At 72.2% G+C, this 18,255-nt stretch carries 5 protein-coding genes; 4 read left to right on the top strand and 1 reads right to left on the bottom strand.

The annotated features are described in order from the left end of the window. Window positions 1–174 precede the first annotated feature (174 nt). On the top strand, window positions 175–2,049 hold the full coding sequence (locus U8525_RS14050) for an OmpA family protein (protein WP_374265735.1): 1,875 nt from the start codon (window positions 175–177) through the stop codon (window positions 2,047–2,049). A gap of 218 nt (window positions 2,050–2,267) precedes the next feature. After that, window positions 2,268–16,115 carry an amino acid adenylation domain-containing protein gene (locus U8525_RS14045; RefSeq protein WP_374265733.1) on the top strand — a complete coding sequence of 4,616 codons (13,848 nt, stop codon included), beginning with the start codon at window positions 2,268–2,270 and terminating at the stop codon, window positions 16,113–16,115. A 38-nt stretch (window positions 16,116–16,153) separates the two neighbouring features. On the opposite strand, the gene U8525_RS14040 is transcribed toward U8525_RS14045, so the two are convergent. Beyond that, window positions 16,154–16,624: an FBP domain-containing protein gene (locus U8525_RS14040; RefSeq protein ID WP_374265731.1), complete on the bottom strand. Its 471-nt coding sequence runs from the start codon at window positions 16,622–16,624 to the stop codon at window positions 16,154–16,156. Window positions 16,625–16,920: 296 nt separating this feature from the next. Here U8525_RS14040 and U8525_RS14035 point away from each other — a divergent pair, with 296 nt between their 5' ends. Continuing rightward, window positions 16,921–17,811, top strand: coding sequence for a LysR substrate-binding domain-containing protein (locus tag U8525_RS14035; RefSeq protein ID WP_374265789.1), 891 nt, complete (start codon window positions 16,921–16,923; stop codon window positions 17,809–17,811). Between the two features lie 116 nt (window positions 17,812–17,927). Beyond that, window positions 17,928–18,254 (top strand): thioredoxin, encoded by a 327-nt coding sequence (gene trxA, locus U8525_RS14030; protein WP_374265729.1) that lies wholly within the window; start codon window positions 17,928–17,930, stop codon window positions 18,252–18,254. The last annotated feature ends 1 nt before the right edge of the window (window position 18,255 follow it).

The raw sequence follows: 18,255 nt of genomic DNA, 5'->3' as shown, positions 1-18,255 counted from the left end.
ACGCCCCCGCCCGCGGCGACACCCGGAGGCGCCACTCGAAATGTGGCGTAAACAACATGGGATGAAACAAAGCCACGGGCCTTGCATTTGTAGAAATGGCATGAGGCTGTAGCTCGCAGGAGGAGGGTGGGGGTTTTCTTCCGGCGGGGGGAGGTGGGTGCTAAGAGCCTCAGGATGCAATGCCCCGACTCCGTACCTTGGTGGAGCCGGTCCGCGTGCGGCGCGGCCCTGCGACTCGCGGTCGTGGGCCTGCTGCTCACCACGGCAGCGGCCCACGCCCAGCCCGACCCATTCTCCCGAGGCTTCGACGCCGTCCCGGTGAAGCCAACGGCCGCGCAGTCCAGCGGCATCGGCCTGGAAGGCGCCACCGTGGAGCCGGTGGGCAGCTACCGGGGCGCGCTGCTCCTGGACTTCAACTGGCGCATCCTCTCGCTGAAGCTGGGTGACGAGAAGCTGGGGAACCTGCTGCCGTACCGGCTGGACGCGCACCTGCTGTTCTCCTACCAGTTGCTGGAGCGGTTGGAGCTGGGCGTGGACCTGCCCGTCACGCTGGTGCAGGGCGACCACTTCGCGCTCCTGGGGGACGCGCTGAACTCGCCGGACTTCCCCGGCGCCGCGGGCGTCAGCAGCACCACGCTGGGCGACATCCGCGTGCTGCCGCGCGTGAGCCTGCTGAACCCGGACCGCTTCCCGGTGGGGCTCGCGCTGGTGGCGGAGGTGCGGCTGCCCACCGGCAGCGCGCAGAGCTTCACGGGTGAGCGCGGCGTGGTGGTGGCCCCCCGCCTGGCGGTGGAGAAGAAGCTGGGGCCGGTGCGCGTGCTGGGCAACGCGGGCGTGCTGGTGCGCCCCGCCGCGCAGTACCTCAACCTGCGCGTGGATGACGAGCTGACGCTGGGCGCGGGCGGCATCGTGGACCTGCCGGACCTCCACCGGCTGCGCGAGGTGAAGGCCACCGCGGAGATGCACCTGCGCACGCCGCTGGCGCGCCCCTTCAACTTCGACCAGGCGGACTCGCTCAAGTCGCCGTGGGAGCTGCTGGTGGGCGCGCGCGCGAAGGTCTGGGGCGACTGGGGCGTGGAGCTGGACGTGGGCCGCGGCCTCAACGTCACCACCGGCTACGGCCGCGAGGCCCTGCGGGTCATGCTGGCCGTGCGCTACGACAAGACCTTCAAGGACGAGGGCCCGGACTCGGACGGCGACGGCGTGCCCGACGTGCGCGACCGCTGCCCCACCCTGCCCGAGGACAAGGACGGCTTCGAGGACGAGGACGGCTGCCCGGATCCGGACAACGACGGCGACGGCGTGGCGGACGGCGACGACGCGTGCCCCAACAAGCCCGGCCCGAAGGAGAGCAAGGGCTGCCCGGTGGCCCCGGACAAGGACACCGACGGCGACGGCGTCATCGACCCGCTGGACAAGTGCCCCCTGGTGCCCGGCCCGAAGGACTTCGACGGCTGCCCGGACACGGACTTCGACGAGATTCCGGACGGCGAGGACGACTGCCCCGACGTGGCCGGCCCGCCGGAGAACAACGGCTGCCCGTATGACGCCCCGCCCTACGTGGTGGTGGAGTCCGACCGCATCCGCATCAAGGGCAACATCCTCTTCGAGACGGGCTCCGCGGTCATCCAGAAGCAGTCGTACCCGCTGCTGGACGAGGTATCGACGGTGCTCAACAAGAACCCCACGCTGGGGCCGGTGCAGATTGAAGGGCACACGGACAACAAGGGCTCGCGCGCGCTCAACATGGACCTGTCCAACCGGCGCGCGAAGTCGGTGCTCGACTACCTGGTGAAGAAGGGCATCGACCGCAAGCGCCTCACCTCCGAGGGCTTCGGGTTCGACCGGCCCATCGCCAGCAACGACACCGCCCTGGGCCGCGCGAAGAACCGGCGCGTGGACTTCAAGCTGGTGAGGTCGGAGATCGAGACCGGCCCGAAGGAGACGGTGGTGCCCCACGGCCAGCCGCCTCCGCCCGGCACCGAGCCCGTCCCGGGCCCCGGCGCGCCTCCCGCGCCGGACGCGGGCAAGCCCGCCGGCAAGAAGTAGCCCGGGCCGGGGGGACGGCCTGCCCTCGGGCCGTCCCCATCCACCGGCTTTGTTTCTTCCGCGAGTCGGGGGAGGACCGGAGCAGCGCGCGCTGCCCGCTCGTCCTCGTCCTCTTCCACACGACCTGTCCGGTCGTGCGCATTGCGTCGAAATTTTCGGGAATATCGTCGTGGGTCACTTTTACCCAGTGACCCGTTCTGACCGGATATTCTCGAAGCATGAGGACATTTGAAGCGGAAGGTAACGGCGCGGGGCTGACCTCGGAGCAGAAGCGGGCGCGGCTGGCGGAGCTGCTGCGAGGCAAGGTCCGCCCCACGCACGCGCCGGTGTCCTTCAGCCAGGAGCGCATGTGGTTCCAGGACCGCCTGAGCCCGGGCAGCGCCGCCTTCAACATCCCGGTGCGCGTGCGGTTCTCGGGCGTGCTCGACGTGGCGGTGTTGCACGCCAGCCTCCAGGCGCTGGTGCGGCGTCACGCGCCGCTGCGCACCACCTTCATCGAACAGGATGGCCGGCCGCTGCAGCACATCGCGCCCGCGCTGGAGCTGACGCTGCCCCTGGTGGACCTGCGAGCGCTGCCCGCCGCGGAGCGTGAGGCCGAGGCCCTGCGGCTCATCACGGACGAGGCGCGCCAGCCCTTCGACCTGGAGAAGGGGCCGCTGCTGCGGACCGTGCTGTACCGCCTGGACACGCTGGAGCACGTGCTGCTGCTCAAGCTGCACCACATCATCACGGACGGCTGGTCCATGGGCGTGCTGGTGCGCGAGCTGAGCGCGCTGTACCCGGCGCTCGCGGACGGGAAGCCTTCGCCGCTGGCGCCGCTGCCCATGCAGTACGCGGACTATGCCGGCTGGCAGCGCGAGTTCCTGCGAGGCGAGGTGCTGGAGTCGCACCTGGCCTTCTGGCGCGGCCGGTTGGATCCGGACGCGGTGCTGGAGCTGCCCACCGACCGGCCCCGTCCGGCGGTCCTCTCCGGGCGCGGCGCGCGCCTCCACGCGGTGCTGCCCGTCGCGCTCGTGGAGTCGCTCAAGGCGCTCGCGCTGGCGGAGGGCAACACCCTGTTCGGCGTGCTGCTGGCGGGCTTCCAGGTGCTGCTGTCGCGCTACAGCGGCCAGCAGGACGTGGTGGTGGGCACCTCCGTGGCCGGCCGTGGCCGCGCGGAGCTGGAGGGGCTCATCGGCCTGTTCACCAACTACCTGGCCTTCCGCACGGACCTGTCCGGGCAGCCGTCCTTCCGCGCGCTGCTCGGCCGCGTGCGGGAGACGACGCTGGAGGCCTACGCGCACCAGGACGTGCCCTTCGAGAAGCTGGTGGACGCGCTGAAGCCGGAGCGCCAGCTGAGCGTGAACCCGCTCTTCCAGGTCGCGCTGACGCTACAGAACGCGCCCCTGCCGCCGCTGCGGCTGCCGGGGCTCGTCCTGGACGCGGAGCCGGTGGACAACCGCACCAGCAAGACGGACCTGTCGCTCATCGCCATGGAGGTGCCGCAGGGCCTGCGCCTCACGGCGGAGTACAACACGGACCTCTTCGACCCCGGCACCCTGCACCGGCTGCTCGCGCACCTGCGCACGTTGCTGGAGGGCGCGGTCGCGGAGCCGAGCAGGAGCGTCTTCGCGCTGCCGCTGATGGACGCGGCCGAAACGCTGCGGCTCCAGCGCGAGTGGGCCGGAGGCGCCGCGCCCTTCCCGGAGGACCGCTGCCTGCACACGCTCTTCGAGGCGCAGGCGCAGCGGACCCCTGACGCCGTGGCCGTCCGGTTCCAGGGCCGGACGCTCACGTACGCGCAGCTGGACGCGCGCGCCAACCAGCTCGCGCACGCGCTGCGCCGCCGGGGCGTGGGGCCGGAGGTCCGCGTGGCCCTGAGCGTGGAGCGCTCGCTGGAGGTCGCCGTGGGGCTGCTCGGCATCCTCAAGGCGGGCGGTGCGTGGGTGCCCGTGGATCCGATGCTGCCGCGGGAGCGGCTGGCCTTCATGCTGGAGGACAGCGCCGCCACGGTGCTGGTGACGCAGGCCCCGCTGCTGGAGCGCTTCCCCGAAGGCGCTCGCGCCCGGGCGCTGTGCCTGGATACGGAGCGGGAGGGGCTCGCGCGGGAGCACGTGCTGGCGCCTGTCTCCGGCGTGGGTGCCCGGAACCTGGCGTATGTGCTCTACACCTCCGGCAGCACGGGCACGCCCAAGGGGACCGCCATCGAGCACCGGGGCGTCTGCAACCTGGTCGCGCATGAGGCCACGGCCTACGGCATCGGGCCGGGCAGCCGCGTGCTCCAGTTCGCCAGCCTGTCGTTCGACCTGTCGGTGGAGGAGATCTTCACCACGCTGTGCAGCGGCGCGACGCTGGTGCTGGCGCCGCTGGAGGACCTGATGCCCGGCGAGCCGCTGCGCAAGCTGCTGCGCGACGAGGCCCTGACCGTCATCAGCCTCACGCCCGCGACGCTCGCGGCCACGGCCCCGGAGGACCTGCCCGCGCTGCGGACCGTCATCTCGGGCGGCGAGGCGCTGCCTCCGGAGGTGGTGGCGCGGTGGGCGCCGGGCCGCACGTTCCTCAATACGTATGGCCCCACGGAGGCCACCGTGATGGCCACGCTCACCGAGTGCACGGCGGATGGGCGCGTGCCCTCCATTGGCCGGCCGCTGGCGAACGTGCGCGCATACGTGCTGGACGCCCGGGGCGGGCTCGTGCCCGTGGGCGTGAAGGGCGAGCTGCACCTGGGCGGCGTGGGCGTGGCGCGAGGCTACGCGGGCCGGCCCGCGCTCACGGCCGAGCGCTTCGTGCCGGATGCCTTCTCCGGAGAGGCGGGGGCCCGGCTGTACCGCACGGGCGACGTGGTGCGCTGGCGCGAGGACGGCACGCTGGAGTTCGTGGGCCGCGCGGACGCGCAGGTGAAGGTGCGCGGCTTCCGCATCGAGCTGGGTGAAGTCGAAGCCGCGCTCGCGAAGCTGCCCCCGGTGCGGGACGCCGTGGTGGTCGCGCGCGAGGACGGCCCCGGCGGCAAGCGGCTGGTGGGCTACGTCGTGCTTCGCGACGGGGCCGCCGCCCCCCACTCCGAGCTGCGGGCGGCCCTCAAGGACGCCCTGCCCGAGTACATGGTGCCGTCCGCCGTGGTGGTGCTGCCCGCGCTCCCGCTCACGACCAACGGCAAGGTGGACCGCAAGGCACTGCCTGCTCCGGACCTGGCGGGAAGCGATCCCCGGGAGTACGTGGCGCCACGCACCCCCACCGAGCAGCGTCTGGCGGGGCTGTGGCAGGAGCTGCTCGGCGTGGCGCGCGTCGGGGCGAATGATCACTTCTTCGACCTGGGGGGCCATTCGCTGCTGGCGACCCAGGCGCTCAGCCGGATCCGCCAGGCCTTCACGGTGGAGCTGCCCCTGCGGCGCCTGTTCGAGTCCCCCACGCTGGAGGCCGTGGCCCGCCTCATCGACGATGCGCTCGCGGGCAAGGGGCAGCCGGCCCCGGCGCCGACCAGGCCACGGGAGGCCCGCGCGCGGCCCGTGCCCCTGGTTCCGCTGGAAGACGTCGCGCGCGAGTGGGAGGCCCGCGCCGCCGTGCAGCCACGCGACACGGTGGCGGTCCTCACGGACGAGCTGCGCCAGCGGGTGCTGGTGGAGTGGAACGCGACGAAGGCCGACTACCCGCGCGACTCCACCCTGCCGGACGTCTTCGCGCAGGTGGTGGCGCGCTTCCCGGAGAAGGTCGCCGTCGAGTTCGAGGACTCGCGCCTCACCTACCGCCAGCTGGACGCGCGCGCCAACCAGCTCGCGTGGCACCTGCGCTCCCTCGGCGTCTCCACCGACGCCCGCGTCGCCGTGGCCCTGGAGCGCTCCCTGGAGCTCGTCGTCTCCCTCCTCGCCATCCTCAAGGCCGGCGCCGCCTACGTCCCCCTGGACCCCGCCTACCCCCGCCCCCGTCTGGCCGCGATGCTGGAGGATTCCCGGCCCCACGTCCTCCTCACCTCGCGCGCGCTGCTCCCCCGGCTTCCTTCCGAAGCCTTGCGGCCCGTCCTGCTGGAGGAGCTGTCCCTCGACTCCCTGCCGACCCACTCCCCCACCCGAAGCGCCCTGCCCCAGAGCCTCGCCTACATCGACTTCACCTCCGGCTCCACCGGCAGGCCCAAGGGCGTCGGCACTCCTCACGCCGCCGTCCTCCGCACCCTCTTCGGCGTCGACTACGCACGCTTCGGGCCTGACGAGACGCTGCTCCTCATGGCCCCCGTCGCCTTCGACGCCTCCACCCTCGAAGTCTGGGGCGCCCTGCTTCATGGCGCGAAGCTGGCCGTCTTCCCCTCTCACCCGCCGGCCGACCCGCACGAGCTGGAGCGCGTGCTCGTGCGCCATGGCGTGACGACGCTCTGGCTCACCGCCGGCCTCTTCACCCAGTGGGTGGACTCTCACCTGCCCGCGCTGCGCTCCCTGCGCCAGGTGCTCACCGGCGGTGACGTCGTCTCCGCCACCCACGTGCGCCGCGTACTGGAGCAGCTGGGCCTCCCCGTCACCGCCGGCTATGGCCCCACGGAGACCACCGTCTTCGCCACCAGCCACCGCTTCACGCATGCCTCTCAGGTGGGCGCCTCCGTCCCGCTGGGACGGCCCCTCGGCAACACGCAGGTGTACGTGCTCAATGACTCCGGCCAGCCCGTTCCTCCGGGCGTCCAGGGTGAGCTCTACGTGGGCGGTGACGGACTCGCTCGCGGCTACGTGGGCCAGCCCGCGCTCACCGCCGAGCGCTTCGTCCCCGACGCTTTCTCCTCCACTCCTGGCGCGCGCCTCTACCGCACCGGTGACATGGCCCGCTGGCGCGAGGACGGCGTGCTGGAGTTCCTCGGCCGCGCGGATGCGCAGGTGAAGGTGCGCGGCTTCCGCATCGAGCTGCCTGAAATCGAAGCCGCGCTGCGCTCCCACCCTGACGTCCGCGAAGCCGTCGCCGTGGTCCGCGAGGACGTGCCCGGCGACAAGCGGCTCGTCGCCTACGTCGTCGCTCCCGCGTCGCTCGACGTGGCGGAGCTGCGCTCCTTCCTCCAGCAGCGACTGCCCGAGCACATGGTGCCCTCCGCCGTGGGCCGCCTCGACTCCCTGCCCCTCACCTCCAACGGCAAGCTGGACCGCAAGGCCCTCCCCGCGCCCTCCACCTTCGAGTCCCGTGCACGGACACGGCCTCCGCGCACGGACACGGAGCGGTTGCTCACCACGCTCTGGGAAGAGGTCCTCCAGACGGGCACCATCGGCGCCGAGGATCACTTCTTCGACCTGGGCGGCAACTCGCTCAGCGCCACGCAGATCCTCTCGCGCATCCGTCGCGCGTTCCAGGCCGAGCTGTCCATCGCGGACTTCTTCGCGGCCCCCACCGTGGAGGCCATCGCCCGGCGCCTGGAGTCCCAGGGACCGGTGCGCCCCGCGCCGCTGATGCCCGCGCTCAAGCCGGTGCCTCGCGACGGCGGCCTGCCGCTGTCCTTCGCCCAGCAGCGACTCTGGTTCTTCGCGAAGCTGGAGCCCGACAGCACCGCGTACAACCTCCCGTTCGCCATGCGGCTCGAAGGGGCGCTCGACGTGCCCGCGCTCACCCGCGGCCTGCGCGACCTGCTCCTGCGCCATGAATCCCTGCGCACCACCTTCCGTGAGCAGGCGTCCGGTCCCGTCCAGGTCATCGCCTCCGAACCCACGCTGCCCGCCGCCTGGATGGACCTGAGCGCCCTGCCCGACGCGGAGCGCGCGCTCGACGCCCTCCTCGACGACGAGGCGCGACAGGTCTTCGACCTGGAAGCCGGTCCGCTGTGGCGCGTCCTCGTGGTGCGCATGAGCGCGCGGCACCACCTGCTGCTGCTCACCATGCACCACGTCATCTCCGACGCCTGGTCCATGGGCGTGCTCCTCCAGGAGCTGACCACGCTGTACGCCGCCCACGCCGAGGGCCGCGACGCCCACCTGAAGCCGCTGCCCGTGCAGTACTCGGACTTCGCCGTCTGGCAGCGAGGCTGGCTGCGCGACGCGGCGCTGGAGTCCGAGCTCGACTGGTGGCGCCAGCAGCTCCACGGAGCACCGAAGGCCCTGGACCTGCCCACGGACCGGCCCCGGCCCGCGACGCAGACCTTCCGTGGCGCGGTGGTGCCCTTCCAGTTCCCGCGCGAGCTGTCGGACGCGATGCACGCGCTCTGCCGGAGCGAGGGCGTCACGCCCTCCATGGTGGTGCTGGCCGCGTTCCAACTGCTGCTGTCGCGCTACTCCGGGCAGGAAGACGTCTCCGTGGGCTCGCCCATCGCGGGCCGCACGCAGGCGGAGACGGAGGGGCTCATCGGCTTCTTCGTCAACACGCTGGTGCTGCGCACGAAGCTGGACGGGGACCCGAGCTTCCGCGCGCTGCTCGGCCGCGTGCGCGAGGTGGCCCTGGGCGCGTACGCACACCAGGACGTGCCCTTCGAGAAGCTGGTGGAGGCGCTGAAGCCGGAGCGCGACCCGCGCCGCCCGCCGCTCTTCCAGGTGATGCTCGCGTACCAGAACGCGCCCATGCCGGAGACGCTGAGCACGGGCCTGAAGCTCCAGCCGCTGGAGCCTCGGGGCGGCACGGCGAAGTTCGACCTCACCCTGGCGCTGAACGACACCGCCGACGGGCTGAAGGGCCTGCTCGAATACAACACCGACCTCTTCGACACCGCGACCGCCAGCCGCATGGTGGGCCACCTGCGCGTGCTGCTGGACGGCGCCCTCCACGCGCCGGAGCGCCGCCTCTCCGCGCTGCCCATGCTCACGCTCGAGGAGCGCGGGCTCCTGGTCCACGCCTGGAGCGAGCCTGGCGCCGCCACGGCGGAGGAGGCCTCCCTGCACCGGCTCCTCCAGGCCCAGGCGCTGCGCCACCCCGACACGGTCGCCGTCGAGCACGAGGGCCACACGCTGACGTGGGCGGAGGCGTTCCGCCGGGCCCGGGAGGTCCTCCGGGAGCTGCGCATGCGCGGCGTGGTGGCCCTGCCTCCCGCGCCGCCCCTCGTCCCCGTCTCCCGCTCGGGCCCGCTGCCGCTGTCGTTCTCGCAGCAGCGGCTGTGGCTCATCGACCAGCTCGAGCCGGGCAGCGCCGCCTACAACATCTTCCTGGCCCTGCGCGTGGAGGGCGCGCTGGACGTGGCCGCGCTGGAGCAGGCCTTCGCCGCGCTCATCGCCCGCCACGAATCCCTGCGCACCGTCTTCGTCTCGAAGGAGGGCGAGCCCACGCAGGTCATCCTCCCCGAGGTGCCCTTCGCGCTGGAGCGGGTGGACCTGGGCGCGGCCTCCCGTGAAGCCCTGGAGGAGCGCCTGCGTGAAGAAGCGCGGCGCCCGTTCGACCTGACGCGAGGGCCCCTGCTGCGCGTCTCGCTGCTGCGCCTGGGCGATGGAGCGCACGTGCTGTGGCTGAACATGCACCACATCGTCTCCGACGGGTGGTCCATGGGCGTGCTCGTGCGCGAGCTGTCCGTGCTGTACGGCGCCCATGTCTCGGGCCAGCCGTCGCGGCTGGCGCCACTGCCGGTCCAGTACGTGGACTACGCGGCGTGGCAGCGCGACTGGCTGAAGGACGAGGTCCTGGAGCACCACCTGGCCTACTGGCGCCGCCAGCTCGCCGGAGCACCTCCTCTGCTGGAGCTTCCCACCGACAAGCCGCGCCCGCGCGTCCTGTCCCACCAGGGCGCGCAGGTCCCCGTGCGCCTGCCCGGCGCGCTGTCGGAGGCCCTCCAGGCGCTGTGCCAGCGCGAGGGCGCCACGCTCTTCATGGGCCTGGTGACCGCGTGGCAGGTGCTGCTCTCGCGCTACTCCGGACAGGAGGACATCCCCCTCGGCTCGCCCATCGCCGGCCGCACGCGCGAGGACACGGAGGGGCTCATCGGCTTCTTCGTCAACACGCTGGTGCTGCGCACCCAGGTCGACTCGAAGGCCCCCTTCCGCCAGCTGCTGGCCCAGGTGCGCGCCACCACGCTCGCCGCCTACGAGCATCAGGACGCGCCCTTCGAGAAGCTGGTGGAGGCGCTACAGCCCCAGCGCAGCCTGAGCCACTCGCCCCTCTTCCAGGTCCTGCTCGCCCTGCAGAACGCGCCGACGCAGCCGCTGTCGCTGCCCGGCGGCTCCGCACCGCTGCGGCTGCTGCCCCTGGAGCAGGAGGAGCAGACGACCCAGTTCGACCTGACGCTGGCGCTGGCCCCGACACCGCAGGGACTCCAGGGCGCGCTGAGCTACCGCACGGACCTGTTCGAAGCCGCCACCATCACCCGGATGGCGGAGCACCTGCGCGTGCTGCTGGAGGGCGCGGTGGCGAAGCCGGACGAGGCCGTGGGCCTGCTGCCCCTGCTCACGGAGGCCGAGCGCCAGCAGGTGCTGGTGACGTGGAACCAGACGCGGGCGGAGTACCCGCGCGACGCGACGATTCCCCGCCTCTTCGAAGCGCAGGTCCGCCGCACGCCGGACGCCCTCGCGGTGGTGAGCGACGAGCAGCGGCTGACGTACCAGCAACTGGAGGTCCGGGCGAACCAGCTGGCCCACCGGCTGCGCAAGCTGGGCGTGGGCCCCGAGTCGCGGGTCGGCCTGTGCGTGGAGCGCACGGCGGACGTGGTGGTGGGGACGCTGGGCATCCTCAAGGCAGGCGGCGCGTATGTGCCGCTGGATCCGAGCTACCCGAAGGAGCGCCTGGGCTGGCTGCTGGAGGACGCGAAGGGCCCGGCCCTGGTGGTGCACTCACACCTGCTGGAGTTCCTGCCCGCCGTCACCGCACAGGCGGTGTGCCTGGACACGGACGCGGACCTGCAAGGGGAGCCGTCCACTCCCCCTCCGGTGCAGGTGCATCCGGAGAACGTGGCGTACCTCATCTACACGTCCGGGAGCACGGGCCGCCCGAAGGGCGTGGCGGTGGCGCACCGGAACGCGTCGGCCTTCCTGGCGTGGGCCACGGAGACGTTCACGGAGGAGGAGACGAAGGCGGTGCTCGCGGCGACGAGCCTGAACTTCGACCTGTCCGTGTTCGAGCTGTTCACGCCGCTGGTGAGGGGCGGCAGCGTGGTGGTGGTGCGCAACGCCCTGTCCCTGGCGGAGGCGAAGCCGGACGCCGAGGTCACGCTGCTCAACACGGTGCCGTCCGCGATGGCGCAGCTGCTGAAGCTGGGGGCGGTGCCGCCGTCGGTGCGGGTGGTCAACCTCGCGGGTGAAGCGCTGCCGGAGGCGCTGGCGAAGGCCGTGTACGCGCTGCCGACGGTGAAGAAGCTCTACAACCTGTATGGCCCGTCGGAAGACACGACATATTCGACGTGGTCGCGGGTGGGGCGCGACGAGGTGCCGAACATCGGCCGTCCGCTCAGCAACACGCGGGCGTACGTGCTGGACAAGTACCTCCAGCCAGTGCCGGTGGGGGTGGCGGGAGAGCTGTTCCTCGCGGGCGAAGGCCAGGCGCGCGGATACCTGCTGAGGCCGGAGCTGACGGCGGAGAAGTTCCTGCCGGAGGTGTACGGCCCTGAAGGCAGCCGCATGTACCGCACGGGAGACCGGGTGAGGTACCGCGCGGACGGCGTGCTGGAGTACCTGGGCCGGGTGGACTTCCAGGTGAAGGTGCGCGGCTTCCGCATCGAGCTGGGCGAAGTGGAGTCCGCGCTGCGCCACCAGGAGTCGGTGAAGGACGCGGTGGTGGTGGCGAGGGGCGAGGGCGCGGAGAAGCGCCTCGTGGCGTATGTCGCGCCGAAGGCAGGCGCGACGCTGGAAGCGAAGGCGCTGAGAGCCCACCTGCGCCAGCAGCTACCGGAGTACATGGTGCCGGGGACGGTGGTGGTGCTGGAGGCCCTGCCGCTCAACTCCAACGGCAAGGTGGACCGCAAGGCGCTGCCGGAGCCAGAAGCCCCGGCCTCCACGCACCCGTACGTGGCCCCGCGCACGGAGGCGGAGGCGAAGCTGGCGGCCATCTGGGCGGAGGTGTTGCGAGCGCCGCGGGTGGGCGTGAAGGACGACTTCTTCGCGCTGGGCGGCCACTCCCTGCTGGCCACGCAGGTGGTGTCGAGGGTGCGCAAGGAGACGGGCGTGGAGCTGCCGCTGCGCGCGCTGTTCGAAGCGCCTTCCGTGGAGGCGCTCGCCTCGCGCATCGAGGGCGCCCCGAAGCTCCGGCAGGCCGCGCGGCAGCCTCCGCTGGTGCCTGTTCCCCGGACCGGCCCGCTACCGCTGTCCTTCGCGCAGCAGCGCCTGTGGTTCCTCGACAGGCTCGAACCCGGCAGCGTCCACTACAACATCCCCGCCGCCTTGCAGCTCGACGGCCCATTGAACGCCGAGGCGCTGTCGCGGAGCCTCCAGGAGCTCGTCCACCGTCACGAAGCCCTGCGCACCACGTTCCACGCCCGTGAGGACGGCGAGCCCGTCCAGCACCCGCATCCGCACGCGGAGCTGACCGTGCCCCGGGTGGAGCTGCGCCACGTGCCGGAGACGGAGCAGGCCGCGGAGGTCCGTCGGCTGGCGTTGGAGGAAGCGCGGAAGCCCTTCGACCTGGCGCGTGCGCCCCTGATGCGTGCCACGCTGCTGTGCCTGTCGGAGCAGCGGCACGTGCTGCTCGTCACGTTGCACCACATCGTCTCGGACGGTTGGTCCAACCGCGTCCTCGTCGAGGAGCTGGGAGCGTTGCACGCGGCGTTCTCGCGGGGGCAGCCTTCGCCCTTGCGGCCGCTGCCGCTCCAGTACGCGGACTACGCCGCGTGGCAGCAGGACTGGCTCCAGGGCGAGGCGCTGGAGCAGCAGGTGCGGTGGTGGAGGCAGCAGCTCGACGGGGTGCCGCATGCGCTGGAGCTGCCCACGGACAAGCCCCGCCCGGCCGTGCAGACCTACCGTGGCGCGCAGGTGCCCGTGGTCCTGTCGAGGACGGTCGCGCAGGGCCTCAAGGCCCTCTGCCAGCAGGAGGTCGTCACGCCGTTCATGGCGCTGCTCGCGCTCTGGCAGGCCCTGCTGGCCGTCTACTCGGGACAGGAGGACTTCGCCGTCGGCTCCCCCATCGCGGGCCGTGGGCATGAAGAGTTGGAGGGGCTCGTCGGGTTCTTCGTCAACACGTTGGTGCTGCGCGCCCACGTGGACCGCCGCGACTCCTTCCGCCAGTTGCTGCGCCGGGTGAAGGAGGTATCGCTGGGGGCCTACGCCCACCAGGACCTGCCGTTCGAGAAGCTGGTGGAGGAGCTGAAGCCTGCTCGCGATCCGAGCCGGTCGCCGCTGTTCCAGGTGATGTTCACCCTCCAGGACACCGCCCCCCGGTCACCGCGCACGGACGCCCTGGCGCTGCGCGCGCTGGACGTGGAGGACACCACCGCCAAGTTCGACCTGGAGTTGAGCCTCACGGAGTCCTCCGACGGGTTCTCGGGGTTGCTCGGCTACAACACCGACCTGTTCGAGCCGCGCACGGCCACGCGCATGGCGGAGCACTTCCGCGCCTTGGCGGAAGGGCTCGTGGCCCGGCCCGAAGCCCCTCTGGATGCCGTGTCCCTGCTGACGGAGGCAGAGCGCCAGCGGGTGCTGGTGGAGTGGAACGCGACGAAGGCCGACTACCCGCGCGACTCCACCCTGCCGGACGTCTTCGCGCAGGTGGTGGCACGCTTCCCCGAGAAGGTCGCCGTCGAGTTCGAGGACTCGCGCCTCACCTACCGCCAGCTGGACGCGCGCGCCAATCAGCTCGCGTGGCACCTGCGCTCCCTCGGCGTCTCCACCGACGCCCGCGTCGCCGTGGCCCTGGAGCGCTCCCTGGAGCTCCTCGTCTCCCTCCTCGCCATCCTCAAGGCCGGCGCCGCCTACGTCCCCCTGGACCCCGCCTACCCCCGCCCCCGTCTGGCCGCGATGCTGGAGGATTCCCGGCCCCACGTCCTCCTCACCTCGCGCGCGCTGCTCCCCCGGCTTCCTTCCGAAGCCTTGCGGCCCGTCCTGCTGGAGGAGCTGTCCCTCGACTCCCTGCCGACCCACTCCCCCACCCGAAGCGCCCTGCCCCAGAGCCTCGCCTACATCGACTTCACCTCCGGCTCCACCGGCAGGCCCAAGGGCGTCGGCACTCCTCACGCCGCCGTCCTCCGCACCCTCTTCGGCGTCGACTACGCACGCTTCGGGCCTGACGAGACGCTGCTCCTCATGGCCCCCATCGCCTTCGACGCCTCCACCCTCGAAGTCTGGGGCGCCCTGCTTCATGGCGCGAAGCTGGCCGTCTTCCCCTCTCACCCGCCGGCCGACCCGCACGAGCTGGAGCGCGTGCTCGTGCGCCATGGCGTGACGACGCTCTGGCTCACCGCCGGCCTCTTCACCCAGTGGGTGGACTCTCACCTGCCCGCGCTGCGCTCCCTGCGCCAGGTGCTCACCGGCGGTGACGTCGTCTCCGCCACCCACGTGCGCCGCGTACTGGAGCAGCTGGGCCTCCCCGTCACCGCCGGCTATGGCCCCACGGAGACCACCGTCTTCGCCACCAGCCACCGCTTCACGCATGCCTCTCAGGTGGGCGCCTCCGTCCCGCTGGGACGGCCCCTCGGCAACACGCAGGTGTACGTGCTCAATGACTCCGGCCAGCCCGTTCCTCCGGGCGTCCAGGGTGAGCTCTACGTGGGCGGTGACGGACTCGCTCGCGGCTACGTGGGCCAGCCCGCGCTCACCGCCGAGCGCTTCGTCCCCGACGCTTTCTCCTCCACTCCCGGCGCGCGCCTCTACCGCACCGGAAACCTGGGGCGTTGGCGTGAGGACGGCGTGCTGGAGTTCCTCGGCCGCGCGGACGCGCAGGTGAAGGTGCGCGGCTTCCGCATCGAGCTGCCTGAAATCGAAGCCGCGCTGCGCTCCCATCCTGACGTCCGCGAAGCCGTCGCCGTGGTCCGCGAGGACATGCCCGGCGACAAGCGGCTCATCGCCTACGTCGTCGCTCCCGCGTCGCTCGACGTGGCGGAGCTGCGCTCCTTCCTCCAGCAGCGACTGCCCGAGTACATGGTGCCCTCCGCCGTGGGCCGCCTCGACTCCCTGCCCCTCACCTCCAACGGCAAGCTGGACCGCAAGGCCCTCCCCGCGCTTGGGCTCTCCCCATCCGGAAGCCACATCGCGCCCCGCACGCCACTGGAAGAGCAGCTGGCCAGGGCCTTCGCGGAGGTGCTGTGCGTGCCTCGCGTCAGCGGCACCGACAACTTCTTCGACTTGGGCGGTCACTCCCTGCTGGCCCTGCGATTGATCGCCTCCATCCGCGCGCACACCGGGCACTCGCTCCCCATGGCGGCCCTCTTCCAGTACGGCACCGTCGAGCAACTGGCGCGGCGGTTCCAGCAAGAGACCTCTCCGCTTCCCACCGACCTCGTGCGACTGGCGGCGGGCACGGAGGGCGTCCGTCCCCTCTTCCTCGTCCATGGCGGTGGCGGCGGCGTGCTGGGCTATTCCGAGCTCGTCCGCCAGTTGGGCAATGACCGGCCCATCTACGGGCTGTCCGCGCCGGGCCTGGAGGGCGGCGCGCTTCCTCCCGCTTCTGTCGAGGCGCTGGCGCGCGACCACCTCGCCCAGGTTCGTGCCGTGCAGCCGCAGGGACCGTACCTGCTGGGAGGCTGGTCCCTCGGGGGGCTCATCGCCCTGGAGCTGGCGCGCCAGCTCCAGGCCCTGGGTGAGCAGGTGGAGCTGCTGGCCCTGATGGACTCCACCGTGCCCACGCCCCAGCCGCGGCCCGAGGCCGATCCGCTCGGCCTGCTGGCGCTCTTCGGACGGACGCTCGGCCTGCGCTGGCAAGAACAGTCCCTGGACCTGGAGCGGCTGCGGCACATGGAGGCACGCGAGCGCCTCGCGTACGTGCTGGAGCAGCTCCAGCACACGCCTGAAGGCAACCTCGGGCTGGACCTGGAGGGCGCCGAGCGGCTCCTGGCCCTGCACACGCGGCTCTACGAAGCCCAGCGCTGCTACGTGCCCACCGGTGGCTACTCGGGGCCCACGCTGCTCTTCCGGGCCACCGAGGGACAGCGCGATCCCCAGGCCCCCGCCTGGAGCACGTGGCTCACGGGCCCCGTCACCACCTACGACGTGCCCGGAGACCACTACACGATGCTCAGCGCGCCCCACGCCTCCACGGTGGCGGAGCCACTGCGCCGCCACCTGCGAGGGCGATGACACGCGGGAGCGCGGGCCCGGCACCAGGGCCCGCCTCCTCACTCCTCCGCGTCGGGTTCCAGCTCCAGCGCCTCGCTCGCGAAGCGCGCCATGCGTTCGATGAGCCGCGCCTTCTCGTCCAGCGAGCTGCGACCGGAGCGGTCCGCGAGGGCCTCCAACCGCTCACCGCAGCGCAGGTCCAGGCAGACGTTCACGCCCACGCGGCGCTTCGAGTCGACGTCCGTGGTGAGCAGGCCCACCTCCGCGCCCGTGGGCGCCTGACACCAATCACAGAACTTGGGCGCCAGGGTCGGGTCGCCCTGCTGATCCCGGCGGAAGGCGATGCCCGTGGGCTGCTTGCTCCCGGGTGCGACGAACACGAGGAAGACGCGCACCCCATACAGATCCACCCACGAGAGGTAGTCCCGGACGAAGAGCGGCAGCTGGAGGCCCTTGGGCAACTCGACGTACTTGCGATCCCTGGAGCGGAACGCGCGCTGCAACGCTTTCTCGGACTCGATTCGAAACATGGCGTGCTCTTCCCTCCCCTGCCTTCAAGACCATCCTGGACGTGCGTCAGCCTGATTCTGTCCAACCCCTCCGGACATCACCACCGGATGCCAGCCTGGCGGGCACTCGCCTCCCAGGGGCCTCCCAGGCGACGGCTCCTGCCGCGCGTCGGGCCGGGGGGGCATCCCCCGCGGCGCGGCCACGCTCCTCGCGGGCGCGGCCGACGACCGACGGGAGGGCCACGGAGGGCTCGCGCCCCTCGCGGCCGGGACATAGGCTCGCCCTCGTGGCCGCGAGACCGCCCCTGCTGGACGACATGCTCCTCTTCACGGAGGTGGTGGCGACGGCCAGCATCACCGCCGCGGCGGAGCGCCTGGGCCTGCGCAAGTCCACGGTGAGCCGCCGGCTGGCCGCGCTGGAGGAGCGCCTGGGCCTCCGCCTGCTCGAGCGAAACACGCGCAGGCTCCGCCTCACCGAAGCGGGCCGCGAGTACCACGCGCACTGCGCGCGGCTCGTCGCCGAGGCCCGCGCGGTGAACGCGGCCCTGAGCGAGTCGCGCGGCACGCCCCAGGGCACGCTGCGCATCGCCACCCTGTCACTGCTGGGCGAGCTGCTCACGCCCGTCATCGCGGAGCTGCTCCTGCATGAGCCCCGGCTGCGCGTGGAGGTGTCGCTCGCGCAGACGCACGTGGACCTCATCGCGGAGGAGTACGACCTGGCGCTGCGCACCGGGCCGCTCGCGGACTCGTCGCTGATGGCGCGCAGGCTCGGGCGCCTGCGCACGGGCTACTACGCCAGCCCCCACTACCTCAGCCGCCACGGCACGCCCCGGACGCCGGAAGCCCTGACGACGCACGAGTGCATCCTCCTGGCCGAGCCCGGCACCGACGAGGTGTGGTTCTTCGGCGAGGGGCGGACCGCGAGCACCGTGCCGGTGACGGGCCGGCTGCGCGTGCCGAGCGAGCGCGCGGGGCAGGCCGCGGCGCGCGCGGGGCTGGGCGTCGTGCGGCTCGCGGCCTCGCTCGTGGCGGACGACGTGCGCGCGGGGCTGCTCGTCCCGGTGCTCGCGGCGGACACGCCCCCGGGCCTGCCCATCTACGCGGTCTACCCGAGCCGCCGGCAGCTGCCCCCCAAGGTGCGCGCCTTCCTGAAGCTGCTGTCCACGCGCGGCCCCGCGCTCCCATGGGAAGCGGAGGAGGGCTCCTGACGGAACAATGCGTCCCGCCAGGGGCGCTCGTCCGCGACGCCGCGCGCGGCTACATCCCGGGGACACGAGGCGCGGCCGTGGAAGCGACCCGCGCCCTTCACGCGAGGATGGGGCACATGGCTGGCGACGTCATCGAGCTGGGAGACGCGGAGTTCCAACGCGAGGTGCTGGAGGCGAAGGAGCCGGTGCTGGTGGACTTCACCGCCACCTGGTGCCCGCCGTGCCGGGTCCTCGCGCCGGTCATCGACGCACTGGCCGCCGAGTACAAGGGCCGGATGAAGATGGCCAAGCTCAACGTGGATGACCACCCGCGCACGCCCGAGCAGTACGGCGTCCGGGCGATGCCCACCCTGCTCTTCTTCAAGGACGGGAAGGTGGTGAAGCAGGTGGTGGGCGCCGTGCCGAAGGCGAAGCTGGAGGAGGCCGTGCGCCAGGTCCTCTGAC

Source organism: Corallococcus sp. RDP092CA, from assembly GCF_041903675.1.
In the GTDB taxonomy this organism is placed as follows: Bacteria; Myxococcota; Myxococcia; order Myxococcales; family Myxococcaceae; genus Corallococcus.
Note: the sequence above shows the minus strand (reverse complement) of the source record. Positions and strands in the feature narration are given on the sequence as shown.